Origin of the sequence: Rhizobium sp. PEPV16 (assembly GCF_008919455.1) — a bacterium.
Classification (GTDB): Bacteria; Pseudomonadota; Alphaproteobacteria; order Rhizobiales; family Rhizobiaceae; genus Rhizobium; species Rhizobium leguminosarum_Q.
Genome location: NZ_VSZV01000345.1, coordinates 28,843 through 48,478 on the forward strand (window position 1 = coordinate 28,843; position 19,636 = coordinate 48,478).

Sequence of the window (19,636 nt, forward strand, 5' to 3'; positions counted from 1 at the left end):
AGCGTTCACGGCATCAGCTGGCCGCCATTGACCTCGATGATCTGGCCGGTGATGTAACCCGACAGCGTCGGCGAGGCGAGGAAGAGATAGGCGCCGACGCAATCCTCCGACGTGCCGACGAAACCCATCGGGATCGACTTGCGCTGCAGCTCCATCTGCTCGTCATTGGTATAACGCTCGTGGAAGGGCGTGGCGATGACACCCGGCGCCACCGCGTTGACGCGGATCCTGTCGGCGACGAATTCCTTGGCATGACCGCGGGTGATCGTCGAGACGAAGCCCTTGGACGCCGCATACAGGATCGCACCATTGCCGCCGCCATTGCGCGCGGCGATCGAGGTGGTGTTGATGATGAAGCCGCCCTGCTTCTTCAACCACGGATGCGCCGCACGCGTGGCCGCCAGAACCGAGCGGGCGTTAAGATCCATGACCGCGGCATAATGCGCGTCGGTATATTCCGAGGTCGGCTTGCGCCCGAGCATGCCGCCGGCATTGTTGATGAGCCCGTCGAGATGGCCGAAGGTCTTTGCCGTCTCGTCGACGACACGCTCGGTCTCCCCTTCCCTCGACACGTCGCCCTGGATCAGATGCACGGTACCGCCGGCAGCCCGGATTTCCTCTGCAAGCTTCTCCGCCGGTTCGCGGCTGGCATTGTAATGCACGCCGACCTTTGCCCCTTGAGCGGCAAAGGCGCGGGCGAGCGCCGCGCCGATCCCGGTCGAGGCGCCGGTGATCAGCACGGCCTTGCCGGACAGGTCCGGCAGCTTGATGGATGCGAGCGATTGCGCAAGTTCGACCATGGCGACGATTGCCTCCCGAAAAACCAAAGACATAGGTGATGAAACGAATAGGAGAAGTCTTATCAGGGGAAATCGAAGAAGGGCAATGCACGAAAGCGGGAGATTTGCGTCGCTCTTAGGGATTGCCGGATAGTCTTCACGCAAGCGGCCATCGTCACCGACGGCCGCCTGAGGTTGCCTGCAAGAACCGAAAAGGGTCTCGTTACGGAGCCACACCAAAGGCCGGCTGCGGCTTTTGGCGGGCGAGAGGCGGAAATGCCAGCGCTATCGCCGCAGCTCCCAGCCCGACCATTGCGGAGCCGATGAACAGCCAGGAATAATTGGCGAATGTGTCGAAGATCCAGCCGCCGATCAGAGGGCCGAAGGCCATGCCGAGGCTGGATAGCATCGTTGCCGCGCCCAGGACCGTACCGATGATGCGTTGGCCGAAATATTCCCGCGCCAACAGCGCATAAAGCGGCATCACGCCGCCATAGGCGCTACCGAAGACGATGGCGAGCGCATAGAATTCGGTCAGCTCGTTGACGAGGAGATAGGTCGCGAGTGCGGCTGCCTGCACCAGCAGGCCGGCGACCAGCACCGGCTTTACGCCGATCCTGTCGGCGAGGCTGCCGTAGAGCAGCCGGCCGCCGAGCCCCGCCAGCCCCTCGACGCTGTAGATGCTGACCGCCGCCATCGGTGCGATGCCGCAGATCGTCGCATAGTTCACCATGTGGAAGATTGGGCCTGAATGGGCCGCACAGCAGGCAAAGAAGGTAAGGCCGAGCACGATGAATTGCGGTGACCGGAAGACTTTCGACAGCTGTGGCCTGGCGCCTTCCGCGGAAAATTCGGTGTGGGCATCTGCGGTCTCGGCAGGCGGACGCCTGACCAGCAGGGCGGCTGGCACCAGCAGGACCCAGGCAGCAATGCCGATGATCAACATGGCCGGCCGCCAGTCACAGGCCGAGATCAGCCAGCGCGCGAAGGGCGAGATCGTCATCGGCGCGACCCCCATGCCGGCGGAGACGAGCGACACGGCAAGGCCGCGGTGCTCGTCGAACCAGGCGGTCGTCGCCGCGATCATCGGCGCGAAGAAGGCGCTGGCGGCCAGTCCCACCAAGACACCGTACGTCAGTTGGAATTGCAGCAGGGTCTCGGCCCGGCTCGCCAGCACCAGCGCCAGGCCGAGCAGCACCGAGCCTATCAGCACGACCGCGCGCGGGCCGAAGCGGTCGCTTGCCGCCCCCCAGAGGAAGCCGCCTAGACCCATGACGATGAAATTCAGCGTCATCGCGCTCGCTATGCCGACGTGCGACCAGCCGGTCGCGGTTGCGATCGGCTCCTGGAAAATCGCCAGCGAGAACATCGCGCCGATCGCCACGCATGACATCAGAGCGCCGACGGCGACGATGACCCAACGATAAGAAACACCCATGGCTTCATAACCTCCATGCCGACAGAGTGATCGCGACGCATGCGGCAAGCATCCGCGCCCGCGATCTTAAGACGTTTGAACCGCCGCGAATTCGACAGCGCATTCACATCTTTTTTCAACCGGCCGTTCAGAGCGTGCGGAACATCACCAATGCGTCGACGTAACCCTGCGTCGGATGAAGGAAGACGCCAGGAAGCCGGCCGACGATATCGAAGCCGAGAGATTGCCACAGCGCGACCGCGCGTTCATTGCTGCTGACGACGAAATTAAACTGCATAGCCCGAAAGCCGCGGACACGGGCATGCTCCAAGGAATGCTCATGCATCAGCCGGGCGAAGCCACGGCCGCTTGCCGCGGCGTCGGTCATGTAACCGCAGTTGCAGACATGCCGTCCGCCGCCTGCCTGATTGGCCTTGATGTAATATGTGCCGAGGATCACGCCATCCTCTTCGGCGACGAATGTCTCGCGGCCCGGTCCCATCCAGTAGGCCAGCGCATCGGCTTCACTCAGATCGCGATCGAGCGCATAGGTTTCGCCGGCGCGGATCGTCGGGCCGATGATCCTCCAGATAGCGCCTTGATCGTCATATTCCGCGGGTCGGATCAACATGCCGGGTTTTTTATCGAAGCAGAGCACAGCATGCAACGCTGCGCGCGCTCAAAGTCTTTCGAGCGCGGCTGACTATATCGTGCCGGTCGCCGATGCACGCTGTCGACAGCGAATACGCGCGGTCTCCACAACCTCCAATGCCATTGTGCCGGCGATGCGGCCTGAGATGCAGAGCGAAGGGGCGAACAGGGCGCAAATGTCAGCAACCAGGATCAAGCACCCCCTCAGACCCTATGGCAGAAACAGGCGTACTGGCAGTTGACCCGCAGGAGGTTCTCATGAACGACATGATCCTTGCCGCCCTTTGCGCGGACAATAACGGCGCTCAGCGTCGCAAGCATGAACATTATACAAGGCATTCTGCCTTTAGCGCGCCCGGCCCCCATTCCGCGCTCCTCGACATGCTGCCGTCCGATCCGGGCGGTGTCGCGCGCACGGCGCAAGCCTTGCTGATCTACGAGCACGCCGCAGAACCATTCTATGGTTACAGGGTTCCCGAAGCGCGCCGCGGCGAAAGCCATATCCGCCCGATGGAGAAGATGCTTGATGCGTTGCTGGCACTTGACGACCGTCCGCTCTCCCTCGCCCGGCCGCCCGAGAAGCGTCTGGTTGGCATCTGCCGCCATTACATGTTGCTTTCCGTCGCAATCCTTCGCCAGCACGGAGTTCCCGCCCGAGGCCGCGGAGGCTTCGGCGCCTACTTTAACCCAGGCAAGTTCGAAGATCATTGGGTCTGTGAATACTGGAAAGCGGGTGATGGGCGCTGGGCCCTGCTGGACAGTCAGCTCGACGAAGTTTTTATCCGCAATCTCGAAATTGGTTTCGACATCCATGACGTCCCGCGCACCCAGTTCCTGACCGCGTCCGAGGCCTGGCGCAGATGCCGCAGCGGAGAACTCGATCCGAACCTGTTCGGCATCGAGTTTGAGCAGCTTCGTGGTCTGTGGTTCATTGCCGGCAACCTGATCCGAGATCTCGCCACCATCAACGGTCGCGAAGTCCTGCCATGGGACGTTTGGGGAGCACAACCGGCATCAAATGCAACGCTTTCGCATTCCGAACTGGATTTCTTTGACGAGTTAGCTCTGCTTACGGCCGATCCGGATGCAAATTTCGACGCGTTGAGCCGGCGTTTTTCCGAAGATACCAAACTGCGGCTCCCCCAAACCGTCTTCAACTCATTGCGACGGCGTCAGGAAAGAGTGTTCGAGGGCTGAGGCGCTACACGGATTATCGGCCCCTTGCAGACCCGTCGGAAAGGCACCAGCTTTCCTGCTGCCCATGGCGCATCGGCGCGCAACCGACATCGATTTTCCGATGATGGGATTTTGCGTCTGATATGATGTGCACGACTCTGTAGCACCTTGATCTGGAGACCGGGAGCCTCTCAATATCTGGCGCCCAATTTGCGCTCAAACCCTGTGGAGTGCGATCGCAATCCCCTGCCCGACACCGATGCACATGGTCGACAGCGAATAACGTCCGCCGGTTTCGGCAAGCTCCAGCGCCGCCGTGCCGGTGATGCGGACGCCCGACATGCCCAAGGGATGGCCGAGCGCGATCGCGCCGCCATTGCGGTTCACCCGCGCGTCATCGTCGGCGATCCCGAGCGCGCGCAGCACGGCCAGCCCCTGACTGGCAAAGGCCTCGTTGAGTTCGATCACGTCGAACTGCTCGGCGGTCATGCCGAGCCGTGTCATCAGCTTGCGCGAGGCCGGGATCGGCCCGACACCCATCACTCTTGGCGGAACGGCGGCAGCCGCGCCGCCGAGGATGCGGGCGATCGGCGTCAGGCCGTATTTCCGTGCCGCCGCTTCGGAAGCGACGATCAGTGCGGCCGCGCCGTCATTGACGCCGGAGGCATTGCCGGCCGTCACCGTGCCGCCTTCCTTTTTGAAAGGCGTGGCGAGTTTCGCCAGCGTTTCGATCGTCGTTGCGCGCGGATGCTCGTCCTTGTCGACGATAACAGGATCGCCCTTGCGCTGCGGGATGGTCACCGGGGTGATCTCCTTCGCCAGCCGTCCGTTTGCCTGGGCGGCGGCCGCCTTCGCCTGGCTTCGCACCGCAAACGCATCCTGGTCTTCGCGGCTGACATGATAGTCTTCGGCGACATTCTCGCCGGTCTCCGGCATGGAATCGACGCCGTATTGCTTCTTCATCAGCGGGTTGACGAAACGCCAGCCGATCGTCGTGTCATGGATTTCGGCCGCACGTGAAAAGGCCGTCTCGGCCTTCGGCATGACGAAGGGCGCGCGTGACATGCTTTCGACGCCGCCAGCGATCATCAGCTCGGCCTCGCCGGAACGGACGGCGCGCGCGGCCGTGATCACCGCATCCATGCCCGAGCCGCAGAGCCGGTTGATCGTCGTGCCGGGTACCGCGATCGGCAGGCCGGCCAGCAGAGCCGACATGCGCGCGACATTGCGGTTGTCCTCGCCCGCCTGGTTGGCGCAGCCGAAGATCACATCGTCGACAGCGTCCCAATCGACGGCGGCATTTCGTTCCATCAATGCCTTCAGCGGGATTGCGCCGAGATCGTCGGCCCGCACCTGGGACAGCGAGCCGGCGAAGCGGCCGATCGGCGTTCTGATATAGTCGCAGATAAAGGCTTCGGTCATGGCTTTTCCTCAGAGTTGCGGGACGACGAGGTCGGCAACCGGCCTGTCGACTTGCAGCGGCGCGCCGGTCATCGCCTGCAATTCCTCCTGCGACATCGCAGCCAACTTCTCGCGCAGGACGAAGCGTCCCTTGACGATGTCGATGACGGCATGGCTGGTATAGACGCGGGTGATGCAGGCGACGCCGGTCAGCGGGAAGGTGCATTTTTCCACCAGCTTCGGCTCGCCTGTCTTGGTGACGTGCTCGGTAATGACGCAGACCTGCTTGGCGCCGTGCACCAGGTCCATGGCGCCGCCGACGGCCGGCACGCCTTTGCTGCCCACCCGCCAGTTGGCGAGATCGCCATTCTCCGCAACCTGATAGGCGCCAAGGATCGCGACGTCGAGATGGCCGCCGCGCACCATGGCGAAGCTGTCGGCGTGATGGAAGAAGGCAGCACCCGGCTTCAGCGTCACCGCCTTCTTGCCGGCGTTGATCAGATCCCAGTCCTCTTCGCCTGCCGCCGGCGGCTCGCCGAAATTCAGGATACCGTTTTCGGTGTGGAAGATCGCCTGGCGGCCAGGCGGCTGATACCGGGCGACCATTTCGGGAAAGCCGATGCCGAGGTTCACATAGGCGCCGTCGGCGATGTCCTGGGCGGCGCGCCAGGCGATCTGCGCATTGGAAAGCTTGATGTCTTCGCGAGTGTTGATGGAGCTGTGATCAATGGTCATACGTAGGCCACTCCGGCTCGAATGAGCTCTTCTTCCTGCTGGGGACGGGGGACAGCGACGACGCGGTCGACGAAAATGCCTGGCGTCACCACCTGCTCGGGATCGATGCCGCCGGCCGGCACGATGGATGAGACCTGGACGATGGTCTTCGCCGCCGCCATGCACATCAGCGGATTGAAGTTGCGGCCGGCCTTGTTGTAGGTGAGATTGCCCTGGATATCGCCGATCGCAGCCTTGACGATCGCGAAGTCGGCCTTCAGCCAGCGCTCCTGCACGTAATGGCGGCCATCGAATTCGGCGATGACCTTGCCGTCGGCCAGTTCGGTGCCGTAGGCGGTCGGCGTATAAAAGGCCGGGATGCCGGCCCCGCCGGCGCGGATGCGCTCGGCAAGCGTTCCCTGCGGCACCAGTTCGAGCTCGATTTCGCCAGCCAGATATTTATCCGTGAAGGCGCGCGGATCCGACGAACGCGGGAAAGAGCAGATCATCTTTCTGACCATACCGGCATCGATCATCGCAGCGATACCGATGCGCCCGTTGCCGGCATTGTTGTTGATCACGGTGAGGTTCTTTGAGCCCTTGTCGATCAAGGCATGAATGAGCTCGATCGGCGCGCCCGAGCCACCAAAACCACCGATCATGACGGTCGCGCCATCGCCGATCTCAGAGACGGCTTCCGCCGTGCTCCCGACTGTCTTGTCCATGCGGGACCTCTCCTTGGCTAGATGCGGCCGGGAACTCTCCCATCCCGTCCTTAGCCGTAGACATAAAGCGCGGCATCTCAGGCGGCAATGTATTTTGTGCGCTATTTGACATTTGTTCGTATACCGCACATATTGGAATGAATCTCATTGGAGACCGGACCCATGCGCGAAACGGATTTCGTCAGCGGCTTTGCCCGCGGCCTGAAGGTCATCGAAGCTTTCGGCGAAACGCGGCAGCGGCTTTCGATCGCCGAGGCATCGAAGCTGACGGAGCTTGACCGCGCCACCGTGCGCCGCTCGCTGCTGACGCTCGCCGAGCTCGGTTATGCCGATTATGACGGCAAGTTCTTCATGCTGACGCCAAAGATCCTGCGCCTTGGCCATGCCTATCTCGCAGCGACGCCGTTGCCGGCGCTGTTGCAGCCGCATCTCGATCATCTCTCGGAAAAGGCCGGCCAGAGCGCTTCGGCCTCGGTACTCGACGGCACAGACATCGTCTATATCGCCCGCGCCTCGCAGCGCCGCGTCATGTCGATCAACCTCACCCCCGGCAGCCGCCTGCCCGCCTACTGCGCCTCCATGGGTCGAGTGCTGCTTGCAGCCCTTAGCGAGAGCGAAGCACGTGCCATCCTTGCCCGCAGCGAGCTGAAGCAAAACACAGCGAATACGAAGACCGATCCGGACGAGCTGATCACCGAGTTCCGCCGGGTCCGCACTGAGGGTTACGCCATCATCGATCAGGAGCTGGAGATCGGCCTCTGCTCCATTGCTGTGCCTGTCGACAACGACCGGGGCGAAACGGTCGCGGCGATCAACATCGGCGCGCCGGCCGCCCTCGTCCCGGCCGCGGAGATGAAGGAGCGCTATCTGCCGCTGCTAAAGGAAACGCAGGCCGCCCTGCGGCCGCTGCTGAGGCGGTGACGGTAAGCCTGAATCTGGGCGGACGCAGCGAATATTGGGGCCTGCTCCGCACACCGACGCTACGCAATGTCGCGCTTAAGAAGAGCTTCTTCCACAACGGCTAATACCGGTCGCTGCGCGGCATCGTCTTCTATGCGACGCGCGACAGCGATCCCGGTCGCTGGCATCCGAAAATTCAGATGGCACGGTTCGGAAGTATGACGACTTGCCGCAAGTTGGAACAATCTCACTCAGGGCCCCGCCTTCGGCAGGAAGCCGACGACGCACGCACCTACCCTCACCGATCCCGAGATCGACGGCATCGTCGCGTTCCTTGCTTGAGAATATGCAATCAATGATTTATATGCTATCATTGATGAATGGAGGCAATGATGGCCAGCATGACGATTCGCAATCTCGATGATGCGTTGAAGCAGCGGCTGCGCGTTCGCGCCGCCACGCATGGCCGGTCAATGGAAGACGAAGCACGCGATATTCTGCGTACGGCACTTGCGACTACCGAGCCGGTGGCGCGCAATCTCGCCGATACTATTCGCGCCCGCCTGCAATCGGTCGGAGGGGTGGAGCTCGAAATTCCGCCCCGGCAGCCGATCCGGGACGCGCCGGACTTTGACGCGTGATCGTTCTCGATACCAACGTCATTTCGGAACTGCTCACGCCGGCGCCGAATGTGGCTGTAATCGAATGGCTCGGGGCACAACATCCACTATCGGTATTCACGACCGCGATTACCGAAGCGGAAATTCTATATGGCTTGCGCCTCCTTCCTCACGGTCGACGCCGGAGTGATCTCGAGGCAGCAGTCCTGCCGATATTCAATGAGGACATGAGTGGCCGTGTCCTGCCATTCGACCGTGACGCGGCAGACGTCTACGCCATCATTGCCACCGATCGCCGCAAGGCTGGCAGGCCGATCAGCCAGTTCGATGCGCAGATCGCAGCCATCGCCATCTCGCGCGGCGCTTCACTCGCAACGCGCAATGTGTCCGATTTCGAGGGAATCGGCTTGCAGATCATCAATCCGTGGAGGGATCTCTAAGTCCCTCGCGTCGCAGAATTCTAAACCATCTAAGCCAGCCACGACCTAAGCATTCCCACTTGATGTATCATAATTTCCGATATACATCATTTCATCGGAAATACTGGGGGAATGATGGAACGCTCGTTTTTGACGATTGCCGCCGGCGAGAATAATGATGCGATACGCGCGCTTTCGGCGCCGGCGCGGCTTGAAATGCTCAAGCTGCTTTGCGCCAAAGGGCCGATGAATATCAACGATATCGCGCGTGCTCTTTCTCTCCCTCAATCGACTGTCGCCACCGGGATCCAGATTTTGGAAGACGCCCGGCTTGTCGATTCCCAGCTGACGAAGGCCCGCAAGGGAAACCAGAAGATCTGCTCGGCGATCTACAGCGAAATTCTGATCAGCTTCGAGGAAAGTGCCGCCCAAAGGGCCAACAACATCATCGAAGTCGAGATGCCGGTCGGGCTCTACACCAGTTGTGACGTCCATGCCCCCTGTGGTCTTTGCTCCACCGAGAGCGTCATCGGTCCTCTCGATGTTCCGGATTATTTCCTCGATCCGCAGCGCATGCAAGCCGGGCTCATCTGGTTTGGCAGGGGCTATGTAGAATATAAATTCCCCAACAACGCCAAGGTGTTGAACAAGGACATCCGGGCGATCGAGTTTTCGCTGGAGCTGTCGTCGGAAGTGCCCGGCACCAATCCGGACTGGCCTTCCGATATAACCCTCTGGGTCAATGGAATGGCGATCGGAACCTGGACCTCGCCCGGCGACTATGGCGATAAGCGCGGCGGGTTCACGCCGGCCTGGTGGAAGCTCGAAGGCTCGCAATATGGAATGATGAAGACCTGGCGGATTTCCACGCGCGGCACCTTCATCGACGGTGTCGCCGCATCGAATGTCACGCTCAGCGACCTCGCGCTTGCCCAGCACTCCTCAATCCGGCTCCGTGTCGGTATCGCAGAAAATGCCGGCCATACCGGCGGCGTGAATATTTTCGGGCGCGGCTTCGGAAATCACGGGCGCGATATCATCATGCGGCTGCACGTTTGAAAAATGAAAATCGGAAATCTTGATTTGAATATCGCGATTCTCTCCGGTTCCAGCGGCCGATAAAATCTTCCAAGTAAATGGAATCAAACAATTTTTTCTGAAAAAGATATTAGTATGATTAAAGTCGCAACTTGGTTGACAGAACAACATTCCTGATATCAAGTTAGAGCCAAGAAAACAAAATATCTGATATATAAACGGGAGGATCCGTTGAAGACGAACGTTGTGGTTCACCGCGATTTCCGCATCGCGACCATTGATTCCAGGCTCTACAGTTCATTTCTCGAGCATCTCGGCAGGGCGATCTATGGGGGCATTTATGAGCCCGGACACCCGACCGCCGATGAGGACGGATTCCGGCGAGATGTCCTCGATCTCGTCCGTGATCTCGACACGCCATACTGCCGTTATCCCGGCGGCAACTTCGTCTCCGCCTATAATTGGGAAGACGGCGTCGGCCCGCGTGGCGAGCGCACGGTGCGCCTCGACCTTGCCTGGCGCACCCGCGAAGCCAACCAGATCGGCGTCAATGAATTCGTCGACTGGTGCAAGAAGGCGAATACCAAGCCGATGCTCGCCGTCAATCTCGGATCACGCGGCCTGGATGCCGCCCGCAATTTCCTCGAATATTGCAATCATCCCGGCGGCACCTACTGGTCGGATCTGCGCCGCAAGCACGGCTGGTCCAATCCCCACGATGTCAAACTGTGGTGCCTCGGCAACGAGATGGATGGTCCCTGGCAGGTCGGCCACAAGTCGGCCTATGAATATGGCCGGCTGGCGGATGAGACGGCGAAGGCCATGCGCGGCTTCGACAAGTCGCTTGAACTCGTGGTCTGCGGCTCGTCCAATTCCGACATGAAGACCTATCCCGAGTGGGAAGCGCAGGTCCTCGAGCAGTGCTATGACAGCGCCGACCATATCTCGCTGCATATGTATTTTGCCAACCGCGAGAAAAATACGCTCAACTATCTCGCCCGCGCGACAAAGCTCGACCGCTACATCACCACGATCGGCGGCGTGATCGACTACATCAAGGCAAAAAAACGCTCGAAGAAGACGATCGGCATTTCCTTCGACGAATGGAATGTCTGGTATCATTCCAACCAGCAGGATAAGGAGATCCTGGCGCGCGACGAGTGGCCGGATGCGCCGCATCTCCTGGAAGATATCTATAATTTCGAGGACGTGCTGCAGGTCGGCGGCATCTTGAACACCTTCATCCGCCGCTCCGACCGCGTGCGCATCGCCTGCATCGCGCAGCTCGTCAACGTCATTGCCCCGATCATGACCGAGGACGGCGGTGCGGCGTGGCGCCAGACCATCTATTACCCGTTCTATTACGCCTCCAGATATGGCCGTGGAACGGCGCTGCAGCTGGTCGTCGATGGCCCGACCTATGACAGCGACGAGGAGAACGACGTCCCCTATCTCGACGTATCGGCAGTCCATTCCGAGGATGGCAAGACGCTGACCTTCTTTGCCGTCAACCGCCATCCGAGCACGGCGCTCGATCTCGATGTGCGGCTGGAAGGCTTCGGAAGCGCCCGGGTGGTCGAGCAGGTGGAAATGACCCACGGGGACCTGGAAGCCGTCAACACGGCAGCGCGGCCGCAGACGGTCGCCCCCGTCAATGTCGAGAGTGGAAAGATCGAGGATGGACGGCTGCGGGCGGCGCTGAAACCGTTCTCCTACAACGTCATCCAGCTGTCGGTATGACAGCCACCGCCGGGTAGCCCATTGAGGCGCCCCCGGCTGAGATATTCGGCTCGCTGCGAGGAGGCAGGGAGCCGTAGGGATGGTTCACCGAGGTCCTGGACCTGACTGTTCAAGTCCTGAGGCTTCTGCGAACCGACAACCGCGACATGCCCATGCGTGCCTTTACGGCCGTGGCATGATCGCTTCAAGGGAGGAGTTCATGCAAAAGTGGAAGAGGTTTGCATTCGGCTTCGTGCTGGCCACGTTCGGCCTGACCGCAGTGGCCGGAGCCCAAGAATACACCTCCTTGCCGCGCAAGGAGACGCTCATCGTCGAAAATCCGGAAGGGACGATTAAAAATCCCGGCTGGTTCAACATCTGGGTCAATGGCGGCGGCGGTGTATCGACCGGCCTGCAGCAGCTGACCATGGATACGCTCTGGTATATCGACCCCGAACAAGGACTTGGCGGCGCGACCTGGGATAATTCGCTGGCTGCCGACAAGCCGCAATATAATGCCGACTTCACCGAGATGACCGTGAAACTGCGCAAGGGGCTCTTCTGGAGCGACGGCGTGGAGTTCACGGCAGACGACGTGGTCTATACCGTCAAGACGCAGATGGATCATCCCGGCATGGTCTGGAGTGCTGCTTTCTCGGTGCAGGTGGCAAGCGTCGAGGCGACCGACCCCTCGACTGTGGTGTTCAAGCTGAAGAAGCCCAATTCGCGCTTCCACGCCATCTTCACCGTTCGCTGGAACGGCGCCTGGATCATGCCCAAGCATGTCTTCGAGAAAGTCGAAGATCCGCTTCGTTATGATTTCGCCAATCCTGTCTCGCTCGGCGCCTATAAGCTCAAGTCCTACGACCCCCAGGGCAAGTGGTATACCTGGGAGAAGCGTGACGACTGGCAGCGGACCTCGCTTGCCCGCTTCGGCGAGCCGGCCCCGAAATACGTGACCTACACCGATCCCGGCCCGCCGGATAAGCGGACGATCGCTCAGCTCGAGCACAATCTCGATATCATTCACGACAACACGCCGGAGGGCATGTTCACCCTCAAGGAAAAATCCAAGACGGTCGAAACCTGGTTCCCGGGCTTCCCCTTCGCCCATCCGGACCCGACGCTTCCGGCCGTGATCTTCAACACCCAGAATCCGCCCTTCGACAATGCCGATGTACGCTGGGCGCTTGCCCTGCTGATCGACATCAAGGCCGTGGATATGGCGAGCTACCGCGGGGCGGCGACGCTTTCGGCGCTCGGCGTGCCGCCGACGGCGGCCACGATGAAAGACTATCAGGCGCCGATGCAGGATTGGCTGAAGAATTTCGAGATCGATACCGGCAAGAGCAAGATCAAGCCTTATGACCCGACGGTCGGGCAACAGATCGCCGATATCCTGCGTAAGCAGCCGAAGTTCAAGGACCAGATCCCGAGCGATCCTGAGGCAATCAGCGGTGCCTTCGGCTACGGCTGGTGGAAACCGGATCCGAAGGCTGCCGGCGAACTGCTGGAGAAGGCAGGCTTCAAGAAATCCGGCGGCAAATGGCTGACCCCTGATGGACAGCCCTTCAAGATCCGGATGACGGTGGAAGGCGACACGCGCTCGGTCTTCACCCGCGCCGGAACCCTGATCGCACAGCAATGGGCGGCCTTCGGCATCGACGCCAAAGCCGTGCCGGCCGCGAAACTTTGGCAGACGGCGCTACAGCCCGGCGATTTCCAGGTGGCGATCGCCTGGAGCGTCGAAACCTGGGGCGGCGACCCCGATCTCTCCTTCTTCCTCGACAGCTGGCATTCGCAGTTCGTGGCCAAGAAGGGTGACAACCAGCCGCCGCGCAACTGGCAGCGCTGGAGCAATCCGGAGCTCGACAAGATCATCGAAAGCATTCGCGGCATCAGCGCCGACGATCCCAAGGGCGTCGAGCTCGGCAAGGATTATCTGAAGCTGGTCGCCCGCGAAATGCCGACGATCCCGTTGATGTCGTATAACGTCTTTACCTCGATGGATACGACCTATTGGACCGGCTATCCGACGATCGCCGATCCCTATACCGATCCGGTGCCGAATTGGGCCAACTCCAGGCTGATGATGGTCAAGCTGAAGCCGGCACAACCGAAATAATCCTCCCAACGCCGGCGCGAGTGTTGCGCGCCGGCCCCCTAATCGACGGGCATGTGGCATGTCCGTCGATCCTTTCCACTTGATGAAGGGAACCAGAGAGGAACCACCGCCCTATGACGTCCTATCTGATCTTTGTGCTGAAGCGGTTCGGTCAGTTTCTGCTTGTCGTATTCCTTGGCGTGACCATCACATTCTTCGTCACCCACCTGACCCCGATCGATCCGGTCGAAGAGAGCATAGGCGCCATCACCCAGATGGGGCAGTCCGATCCCAACGCGATCGAGCTGATGCGCCAGTCGCTTCGCGAGCTTTACGGCATGGAGGGCTCGATCTGGCAGCAATATCTGAATTTCTGGCTGCGGCTTGCTACCGGTGATCTCGGTCCCTCGCTCTCGGCCTTTCCCACACCCGTTTCCACCATCATCCTGCGGTCCCTGCCCTGGACCATCGGTCTGATGACGGTCTCGACGCTGATTACCTTCGTGCTCGGCAATGCGATCGGTGCACTCGCCGGCTATTACCGCAAGGACATGGTGCTGAAGGCCGTCAGCCTTGTCTTCATCGCCCTACTTCCCATTCCCTATTACATTCTGGCATTCGTGCTGCTGATTGTGTTCGGCTATCTCTGGCCGGTGCTGCCAATCAATGGCGGCTACGAGATGAACGCCAATCTGGACCTCTCCTTTGCCCTCGTCTTCGATATCCTGAAACACTCGATCCTGCCGGCCTTGTCGCTGATCCTGGTCGGCGCCGGCAGCTGGCTGATCGGCATGCGCGCGCTCGTTTCCAACATCATCACCGAGGATTACGTCGTCTTCGCCGAGCTTGGCGGCGTTCCGAAGCGGAAGATCCTGCGCTCCTATATCGCCCGCAATGCCATGGTGCCGCAGTTCACCGGGCTTGCCATGTCGCTCGGCGCGATCTTCAACGGCACGGTCATCACCGAAATCGTCTTCGGCTATCCGGGCATCGGCAATCTGCTGATCCAAGCGGTGCATGCCGGCGATTACAGCCTGGTGCTCGGCCTCAGCGCATTGTCGATCGTCGGCGTCGCCGCCGCGGTGTTCATCATCGACATTCTGAGCCCGCTGATCGATCCGCGCATCAAGGTGGAATAGAGCATGTTTACGATTGTCCGCGACCTCGCGCGCCAGAATATGGAATTCCTCAGCGGCCTGCTGCTCTTTGCCGTCATCGTTGGATTGATAGTGCTGTCTTACTTCTCGCCTTACAGCGCGACCGACATCTATCTTCTGCCGCCCGATATGCCGCCGGACGGCGAGTATTGGCTCGGCACGACGTCGCGCGGCCAGGACGTTTTCTGGCAGCTGACGACCGCGCTCAGAAACACCCTGTTTTTCGGTATCGGCGTCGCCTTCATCTCACGCATCATCTCGCTGGTCGTCGGCCTCGTCGCCGGTTATGCCGGCGGCGCGGTCGACCGGGTGCTGATGGCCATCAACGACAGCGTCATGGTCATCCCGCAATTTCCGCTGCTGATCCTCTTCTATTTCGTGCTGAAGGACAGCATGACCTGGACGGCGCTGATCTTCATCATGGCCTTGCTCGGCTGGTCCTATGACGCACGCCTCATCCGATCGGTGGCAATCAGCCTGAAGACCAGATCCTTCACCACCCAGAGCGTCTATTCCGGCATGAGCATGCGCAAGATCCTCGTCGAGGAGCATCTGCCCTATGTTCTGCCGATCGTCTTTGCCACCACCATGAACAACATGATCTGGTCGATCGGCATGGAAATCACCCTGTCGGTGCTCGGCTTCACCGATATCGAGACGCCGACCATGGGCATGATGATCTATTGGGCCAATGCCCATTCGGCGCTGATATCAGGCATCTGGTGGTGGGTGGCCGCCCCCGTCGCCGTCATCGTCGTCCTCTTCCTGGCGCTCTTCCTGCTGTCCATGTCGATGAACGAATACAATGATCCGCGCAGCCGGCTGAACCGGATGGGAAGTTAGAATGGATCCTTTGGTCGAAATTGAGAATCTGAAAGCCTATTACCGTGCCTTTCTCTTCGGCGTCGATCGCGAGGTGCGCGCCGTCGACGATATCAGCCTAACCATCGCCCGCGGCGAGGTCTATGGCGTTGCCGGTGAATCGAGCAGCGGCAAGACGACCTTGATCAAGACCATCGCCGGCGCGATCCGGCCGCCGCTGCGGGTCGTGTCGGGAAAAGTGACATTTCATTTCGACGGCGGCACCCAGGATATCTACGCGATGAAGCCGGAAGATCGGCTGGCGCTGCGCTGGAAGCATCTCTCCTATATTATGCAGGGCTCGATGAATGTGCTCAATCCGGTGCGCCGGATCCGGCATTCCTTCACCGATTTCGCCTTTCGCCACATGAAGGTCAGCGGCCCGGTCTTTTTGGAAAGAGTCGCCACCCATCTGCAGCGGCTGAAGCTCGATCCGCACCTGCTCGACGCCTATCCCCACGAACTGTCAGGCGGCATGCGCCAGCGCATGACCATCGCGCTGGCCACCATCCTGACGCCCGAATTCATCATCGCCGACGAACCGACGACCGCGCTCGACGTGATCGTTCAGCGCGACGTGCTCTCGATGATCCGCGAAATCCAGCGCGAGATGGGCTCGTCCTTCCTGTTCGTCACCCATGACATGGGGGTTCACGCGACGGTCTCCGACCGCATCGGCATCGTCTATGCCGGCCGTCTCGTCGAGGAAGCGCCGACCCCCAAGCTCTTCAACATGCCGCTCCACCCCTATACGCAGCACCTGGTCGGCAGCCTGCCGCGCATCGGCGACGCGACGGCCCGCCCTTCGCTGGAGGGTCGTCCGCCGAACCTCGCCATGCCCCCGGAGGGCTGCCGGTTTCACCCGCGCTGTCCGAAGCGCATGGAGATCTGCTCGCAGAAAGTTCCGCCGCTTGTCACCGTGGAGCCGCAGCGGCGCGTGGCGTGTTTTGCCGTTACGGGAGATCAGGTTTGAGCGCTCTTCTTAGCCTCTCGCATGTCACGAAAGTCTACCGCCAGGGCGGCATGCTCGGCCGGCGCCTGATCACGGCGGTCAAGGACGTCAGCTTCGAACTGGGAGCGGAGCCGGAGATCCTCTCGATCGTCGGCGAATCCGGTTCGGGAAAATCGACGATCGCTGCGATGATCCTCGGGCAAACCGCACCGACGGAAGGCGAGCTTCAATTCAGCGGCAGGACCGTCGCCATCCATAGCAGATCTGAGCGCACGGCTTTCATGAAAGAGGTCCAGCCGGTTCTGCAGAACCCCTTCGAAGCCTTCAATCCACTGAAACGTGTCGATCGTTATCTCTTCGAAACCGCCCGCAATTTTTCCTTCTCGGGAAAACGGCCGGACCGGCAGCAGGCGGAGAAGATGGCCGACGCCGCGCTCGTTCATGTCGGCCTGACCCTTGAAGAAGTGAAAGGCCGGTTTCCCCACGAATTGTCGGGCGGCCAGCTTCAGCGCGTCGCCATCGCCCGGGCGCTGATCCCCCAACCCCGCCTCCTGGTGGCCGATGAACCGGTTTCCATGGTCGATGCATCGCTGCGCATGGCCATCGTCAATCTCTTTGGCCGGTTGAAAAACGAGCTGGGCCTTTCAATCGTCTACATCACCCACGACCTCGCCACCGCCTATTACATCAGCGACAACATCATCATCATGCGCAAAGGCGAGATCGTCGAGCGCGGACAGGCGCGGGCCGTGTTGGATGATCCGCAGCATGAGTACTCGCGGGCACTGAAGGATGCGGTCCTGGCGGCGGACTTTAGTGCGGCGACGTAAGTGCTGCGGGGAAGCTGCAGCAATCAAACTGCGTCCTTCACTTGGCGCGGTCTGGACGACGAGAGAAACCCGGCTCGTTCACTCAAGTTAACCGACGGACAGCGACCGGAAAGCCAGCACCGCTCGTTAGCAACCATGTTGTCCAGCGGTGGAAATTTGAAGAGTGGCTGAGAAACGGGCCGCCTTGATTGGAGCCGAACCGCTGCCCACCTCCGCCGAACCGGACCAGCGCACAGCATGGTGCTCAACGTCCGTAGGATCGGTTTTCCTCCCACCATTCTAAGTTCACATTCCGTCTAATTTAAAGTCTAAACGCGGCCAATTTAAAGTTCATGCCCACGCCTCTCGATCGTCGGAAAAATGCGGTTCGGCAAAATCGACGATCGCGGCAATGATCCGCGGCCAGTGCGCACAAACGGAAGGCGAGCTTCAATTCAGCGGCAGGACCGTCGCCATCCATACAAATCAGAGCGCAAGGGTTTTATGAAGAAGTCCAGCGGGTTCTGCAGACCACTTCGAAGACACGCTTGTGGGCCGAGCCAGACTTCTACATCCCAAACCCCAAGGTCTTGCCGCACTTCAATGATCGCTGCAACCCCATCTGCTGGGTGGGTTCTGCACGATGAATACGGTCGGCAAGACGGACGACCTGTTGGATACGCTCGACGTCACCAGCCTGACGAAGCCCGGCTCGCTCAGTTTCTCCGCGAGATCCACAGGCGCGGACCGAAGCGCCTTTCGATCGCACCGACGATATCCTTTGCCTCGGCGCGGCGAGCGACGGCCCACGGGAACATCCATGCCGACGGCGAGCTGCTTCTCATCGCCGGCCAGCGGCCGATTATTGCGACAAAGTTGCGCTGTTATGTGACCCGGAATTTGCCGGATCGTTTGCCAGGCAGGAGAGACGAGCCTGACAATTCACATCACCCAGATGAATCGATCAGCCGTGACTGATTCACAAATGTCGTTGGACGCCGCCGCCTGCTCTTTGCGATCCTCCCGGCATGACACTTCAGCCCTATCACCTCTACATCGAACGCAGAGAGCCCGACAAAAACATGGCACGCTTTTATGCGCTGTCGATCGAGGCAAACCTATTCGGCGAGACCTCGCTCGTCCGCAGTTGGGGACGGATCGGCAGCCGCGGGCAGCAGAAGATCCATGTCTTCGATACCGAATTAAAAGCGGTTGATCTCCTGCTTATCCTATTGCGCAAGAAGCGCTCGCGAGGCTATCGGCCGCGGTAAGGTGCGTCTCTCATGGCCAGCCAAAGAGGAGGCGGCTCACGCCGCCTCCTCCTCTTCGAGTTCCGGCTGCAAGGAATGTAGGTAGTCGACGGCGCGCTGCGCATGTGCTGCCGCCGAGAAGATGGCGCGCTTGTCGTTGCCCAGAACCTTCAGCCAGCCATCTAGATAGCTTGCGTGGTCGGGGCGTGGTTCGAGCTCTGGGACAATGCCGAGATCGGCGCAGAGAAACGAGCTGCCGAGTTCGGCGATAAGCTCTTCGCGGGCCCGATCGCTCCGGTCTTTCGCGTAGCGGCTTAGATCGCGATTAAGCCGTCGCGGTGCGCCGGTCCAATGCGTCATCTCGTGGCTGAGGACGGCGACATAGGCGGCGTCGTCCCGGAAGGCATCCAGGCATGGCATCTGGATGTAATCCCGGTGAGCGGCATAATAGGCAGCCGTTCCTCCGTGCCGGATCAGCGCGCCGGTATTGGCAAAGAAGCGGCCGGCATTGCCGATGCGGCTCATCGGATCCTGGACAGGTACGACGTCGTCAAAGCGGCCGTTGAGACCGGCGATCTGATCGGTGTTGAAGACAGTGTAAGCTTTGAGGAACGGGATATCCTGTTCGATCTCGGTGCCCGTCTCGGTCGTCTCGGTGCGGATGAACGAACTGGCGAAGACGACAGTTGTGCCGGTTTCGCCCTTGCGAACGGCGCCGCCGAGTTCGATTGCCTGGCGAAACGTCATCCATCTTGATGAGACAAAGCCACGGGCGATGGCTTCGGACCAGAGGAGCAGGACGTTGATCCCGGTGTAGGGTTGGCCGTTGTGGCGCAGTGGGCGGCTGACTTCGGCTGTCGCATGTCCCGTCGTCCAGGGTTTGGTCCATGGCCGTACGCCCTGTTCGAGATCGGCGATGATCCTGGCGGTGATGCGGCTGTAGA

Annotated in this window: 19 protein-coding genes and 2 pseudogenes; 14 read left to right on the forward strand and 7 right to left on the reverse strand. The window is 60.6% G+C overall.

Annotated elements, in window-relative coordinates:
* Positions 1-5: 5 nt before the first annotated feature.
* The 3 genes from FY112_RS28015 to FY112_RS28025 form a co-directional block, all read right to left on the reverse strand.
* A complete protein-coding gene (locus FY112_RS28015; protein ID WP_026265610.1) occupies positions 6-800 on the reverse strand; it encodes an SDR family oxidoreductase in 795 nt (264 codons plus the stop codon).
* Between the two features lie 202 nt (positions 801-1,002).
* Positions 1,003-2,217: an MFS transporter gene (locus FY112_RS28020; RefSeq protein ID WP_151519790.1), complete on the reverse strand. Its 1,215-nt coding sequence runs from the start codon at positions 2,215-2,217 to the stop codon at positions 1,003-1,005.
* 127 nt (positions 2,218-2,344) lie between these two features.
* Positions 2,345-2,827 (reverse strand): GNAT family N-acetyltransferase, encoded by a 483-nt coding sequence (locus FY112_RS28025; protein WP_017957942.1) that lies wholly within the window; start codon positions 2,825-2,827, stop codon positions 2,345-2,347.
* A 278-nt stretch (positions 2,828-3,105) separates the two neighbouring features.
* On the opposite strand from FY112_RS28025, the gene FY112_RS28030 reads away from it, so the two are divergent.
* On the forward strand, positions 3,106-4,044 hold the full coding sequence (locus FY112_RS28030; RefSeq protein ID WP_151519791.1) for a transglutaminase domain-containing protein: 939 nt from the start codon (positions 3,106-3,108) through the stop codon (positions 4,042-4,044).
* 195 nt (positions 4,045-4,239) lie between these two features.
* Here the strand turns inward: FY112_RS28030 and pcaF are convergent, their stop codons facing one another.
* Genes pcaF through FY112_RS28045 form a run of 3 tightly spaced genes read right to left on the reverse strand, consistent with a single transcriptional unit; the run spans position 4,240 to position 6,863 of the window.
* Positions 4,240-5,445, reverse strand: coding sequence for a 3-oxoadipyl-CoA thiolase (gene pcaF / locus FY112_RS28035; RefSeq protein ID WP_151519792.1), 1,206 nt, complete (start codon positions 5,443-5,445; stop codon positions 4,240-4,242).
* 9 nt (positions 5,446-5,454) lie between these two features.
* On the reverse strand, positions 5,455-6,159 hold the full coding sequence (locus FY112_RS28040) for a CoA transferase subunit B (protein ID WP_151519793.1): 705 nt from the start codon (positions 6,157-6,159) through the stop codon (positions 5,455-5,457).
* Entirely contained in the window at positions 6,156-6,863 is a 708-nt protein-coding gene (locus FY112_RS28045; RefSeq protein WP_017957938.1) for a 3-oxoacid CoA-transferase subunit A, read from the reverse strand. Before FY112_RS28045 ends, FY112_RS28040 begins: the two co-directional genes overlap by 4 nt.
* Positions 6,864-7,025: 162 nt before the next feature.
* On the opposite strand from FY112_RS28045, the gene FY112_RS28050 reads away from it, so the two are divergent.
* From FY112_RS28050 to FY112_RS28115, 13 genes and pseudogenes are all read left to right on the forward strand, one after another.
* A complete protein-coding gene (locus FY112_RS28050) occupies positions 7,026-7,784 on the forward strand; it encodes an IclR family transcriptional regulator C-terminal domain-containing protein (RefSeq protein WP_151519794.1) in 759 nt (252 codons plus the stop codon).
* Positions 7,785-7,804: 20 nt separating this feature from the next.
* Positions 7,805-8,105 (forward strand): annotated as a pseudogene (locus FY112_RS38110) (cytochrome-c peroxidase); the annotation flags it as partial.
* Positions 8,106-8,155: 50 nt separating this feature from the next.
* Complete coding sequence (locus FY112_RS28060; RefSeq protein WP_151519825.1) at positions 8,156-8,404, forward strand: plasmid stabilization protein; 249 nt, start codon at positions 8,156-8,158, stop codon at positions 8,402-8,404.
* Positions 8,401-8,823, forward strand: coding sequence for a type II toxin-antitoxin system VapC family toxin (locus FY112_RS28065; RefSeq protein WP_151519795.1), 423 nt, complete (start codon positions 8,401-8,403; stop codon positions 8,821-8,823). Before FY112_RS28060 ends, FY112_RS28065 begins: the two co-directional genes overlap by 4 nt.
* A gap of 111 nt (positions 8,824-8,934) precedes the next feature.
* On the forward strand, positions 8,935-9,861 hold the full coding sequence (locus FY112_RS28070) for an ArsR family transcriptional regulator (RefSeq protein WP_181018291.1): 927 nt from the start codon (positions 8,935-8,937) through the stop codon (positions 9,859-9,861).
* A 210-nt stretch (positions 9,862-10,071) separates the two neighbouring features.
* Positions 10,072-11,580, forward strand: coding sequence for an alpha-N-arabinofuranosidase (locus tag FY112_RS28075; RefSeq protein WP_151519796.1), 1,509 nt, complete (start codon positions 10,072-10,074; stop codon positions 11,578-11,580).
* 199 nt (positions 11,581-11,779) lie between these two features.
* Positions 11,780-13,684, forward strand: a complete 1,905-nt coding sequence (locus tag FY112_RS28080; RefSeq protein WP_151519797.1) for an ABC transporter substrate-binding protein — start codon at positions 11,780-11,782, stop codon at positions 13,682-13,684.
* A 113-nt stretch (positions 13,685-13,797) separates the two neighbouring features.
* Positions 13,798-14,802: an ABC transporter permease gene (locus FY112_RS28085; RefSeq protein ID WP_017957932.1), complete on the forward strand. Its 1,005-nt coding sequence runs from the start codon at positions 13,798-13,800 to the stop codon at positions 14,800-14,802.
* A gap of 3 nt (positions 14,803-14,805) precedes the next feature.
* A complete protein-coding gene (locus FY112_RS28090; RefSeq protein ID WP_151519798.1) occupies positions 14,806-15,663 on the forward strand; it encodes an ABC transporter permease in 858 nt (285 codons plus the stop codon).
* Between the two features lies 1 nt (position 15,664).
* Entirely contained in the window at positions 15,665-16,654 is a 990-nt protein-coding gene (locus FY112_RS28095) for an ABC transporter ATP-binding protein (protein WP_131720451.1), read from the forward strand.
* Complete coding sequence (locus tag FY112_RS28100) at positions 16,651-17,463, forward strand: ABC transporter ATP-binding protein (RefSeq protein ID WP_151519799.1); 813 nt, start codon at positions 16,651-16,653, stop codon at positions 17,461-17,463. Before FY112_RS28095 ends, FY112_RS28100 begins: the two co-directional genes overlap by 4 nt.
* Positions 17,464-17,805: 342 nt before the next feature.
* A pseudogene (locus FY112_RS38635) lies at positions 17,806-17,955 on the forward strand (ABC transporter ATP-binding protein); the annotation flags it as partial.
* A gap of 515 nt (positions 17,956-18,470) precedes the next feature.
* Complete coding sequence (locus FY112_RS28115; protein ID WP_017957927.1) at positions 18,471-18,713, forward strand: WGR domain-containing protein; 243 nt, start codon at positions 18,471-18,473, stop codon at positions 18,711-18,713.
* A gap of 36 nt (positions 18,714-18,749) precedes the next feature.
* Here FY112_RS28115 and FY112_RS28120 read toward each other — a convergent pair whose 3' ends face one another.
* The gene (locus FY112_RS28120; RefSeq protein WP_151519827.1) at positions 18,750-19,625 is read right to left on the reverse strand and encodes a zincin-like metallopeptidase domain-containing protein; all 876 of its coding nucleotides are present in this window, start codon (positions 19,623-19,625) and stop codon (positions 18,750-18,752) included.
* Between the last annotated feature and the right edge of the window lie 11 nt (positions 19,626-19,636).

Bases quoted from the DNA above. Each gene is read 5' to 3' on its own strand.
- FY112_RS28060 (WP_151519825.1), top strand. From the start codon at position 8,156: ATGGCCAGCATGACGATTCGCAATCTCGATGATGCGTTGAAGCAGCGG.
- FY112_RS28030 (WP_151519791.1), top strand. From the start codon at position 3,106: ATGAACGACATGATCCTTGCCGCCCTTTGCGCGGACAATAACGGCGCT.
- FY112_RS28115 (WP_017957927.1), top strand. From the start codon at position 18,471: ATGACACTTCAGCCCTATCACCTCTACATCGAACGCAGAGAGCCCGAC.
- FY112_RS28015 (WP_026265610.1), bottom strand. From the start codon at position 800: ATGGTCGAACTTGCGCAATCGCTCGCATCCATCAAGCTGCCGGACCTG.
- FY112_RS28070 (WP_181018291.1), top strand. From the start codon at position 8,935: ATGATGGAACGCTCGTTTTTGACGATTGCCGCCGGCGAGAATAATGAT.
- FY112_RS28085 (WP_017957932.1), top strand. From the start codon at position 13,798: ATGACGTCCTATCTGATCTTTGTGCTGAAGCGGTTCGGTCAGTTTCTG.
- pcaF (WP_151519792.1), bottom strand. From the start codon at position 5,445: ATGACCGAAGCCTTTATCTGCGACTATATCAGAACGCCGATCGGCCGC.
- FY112_RS28045 (WP_017957938.1), bottom strand. From the start codon at position 6,863: ATGGACAAGACAGTCGGGAGCACGGCGGAAGCCGTCTCTGAGATCGGC.
- FY112_RS28090 (WP_151519798.1), top strand. From the start codon at position 14,806: ATGTTTACGATTGTCCGCGACCTCGCGCGCCAGAATATGGAATTCCTC.
- FY112_RS28080 (WP_151519797.1), top strand. From the start codon at position 11,780: ATGCAAAAGTGGAAGAGGTTTGCATTCGGCTTCGTGCTGGCCACGTTC.
- FY112_RS28050 (WP_151519794.1), top strand. From the start codon at position 7,026: ATGCGCGAAACGGATTTCGTCAGCGGCTTTGCCCGCGGCCTGAAGGTC.
- FY112_RS28040 (WP_151519793.1), bottom strand. From the start codon at position 6,159: ATGACCATTGATCACAGCTCCATCAACACTCGCGAAGACATCAAGCTT.
- FY112_RS28095 (WP_131720451.1), top strand. From the start codon at position 15,665: ATGGATCCTTTGGTCGAAATTGAGAATCTGAAAGCCTATTACCGTGCC.
- FY112_RS28020 (WP_151519790.1), bottom strand. From the start codon at position 2,217: ATGGGTGTTTCTTATCGTTGGGTCATCGTCGCCGTCGGCGCTCTGATG.
- FY112_RS28025 (WP_017957942.1), bottom strand. From the start codon at position 2,827: ATGTTGATCCGACCCGCGGAATATGACGATCAAGGCGCTATCTGGAGG.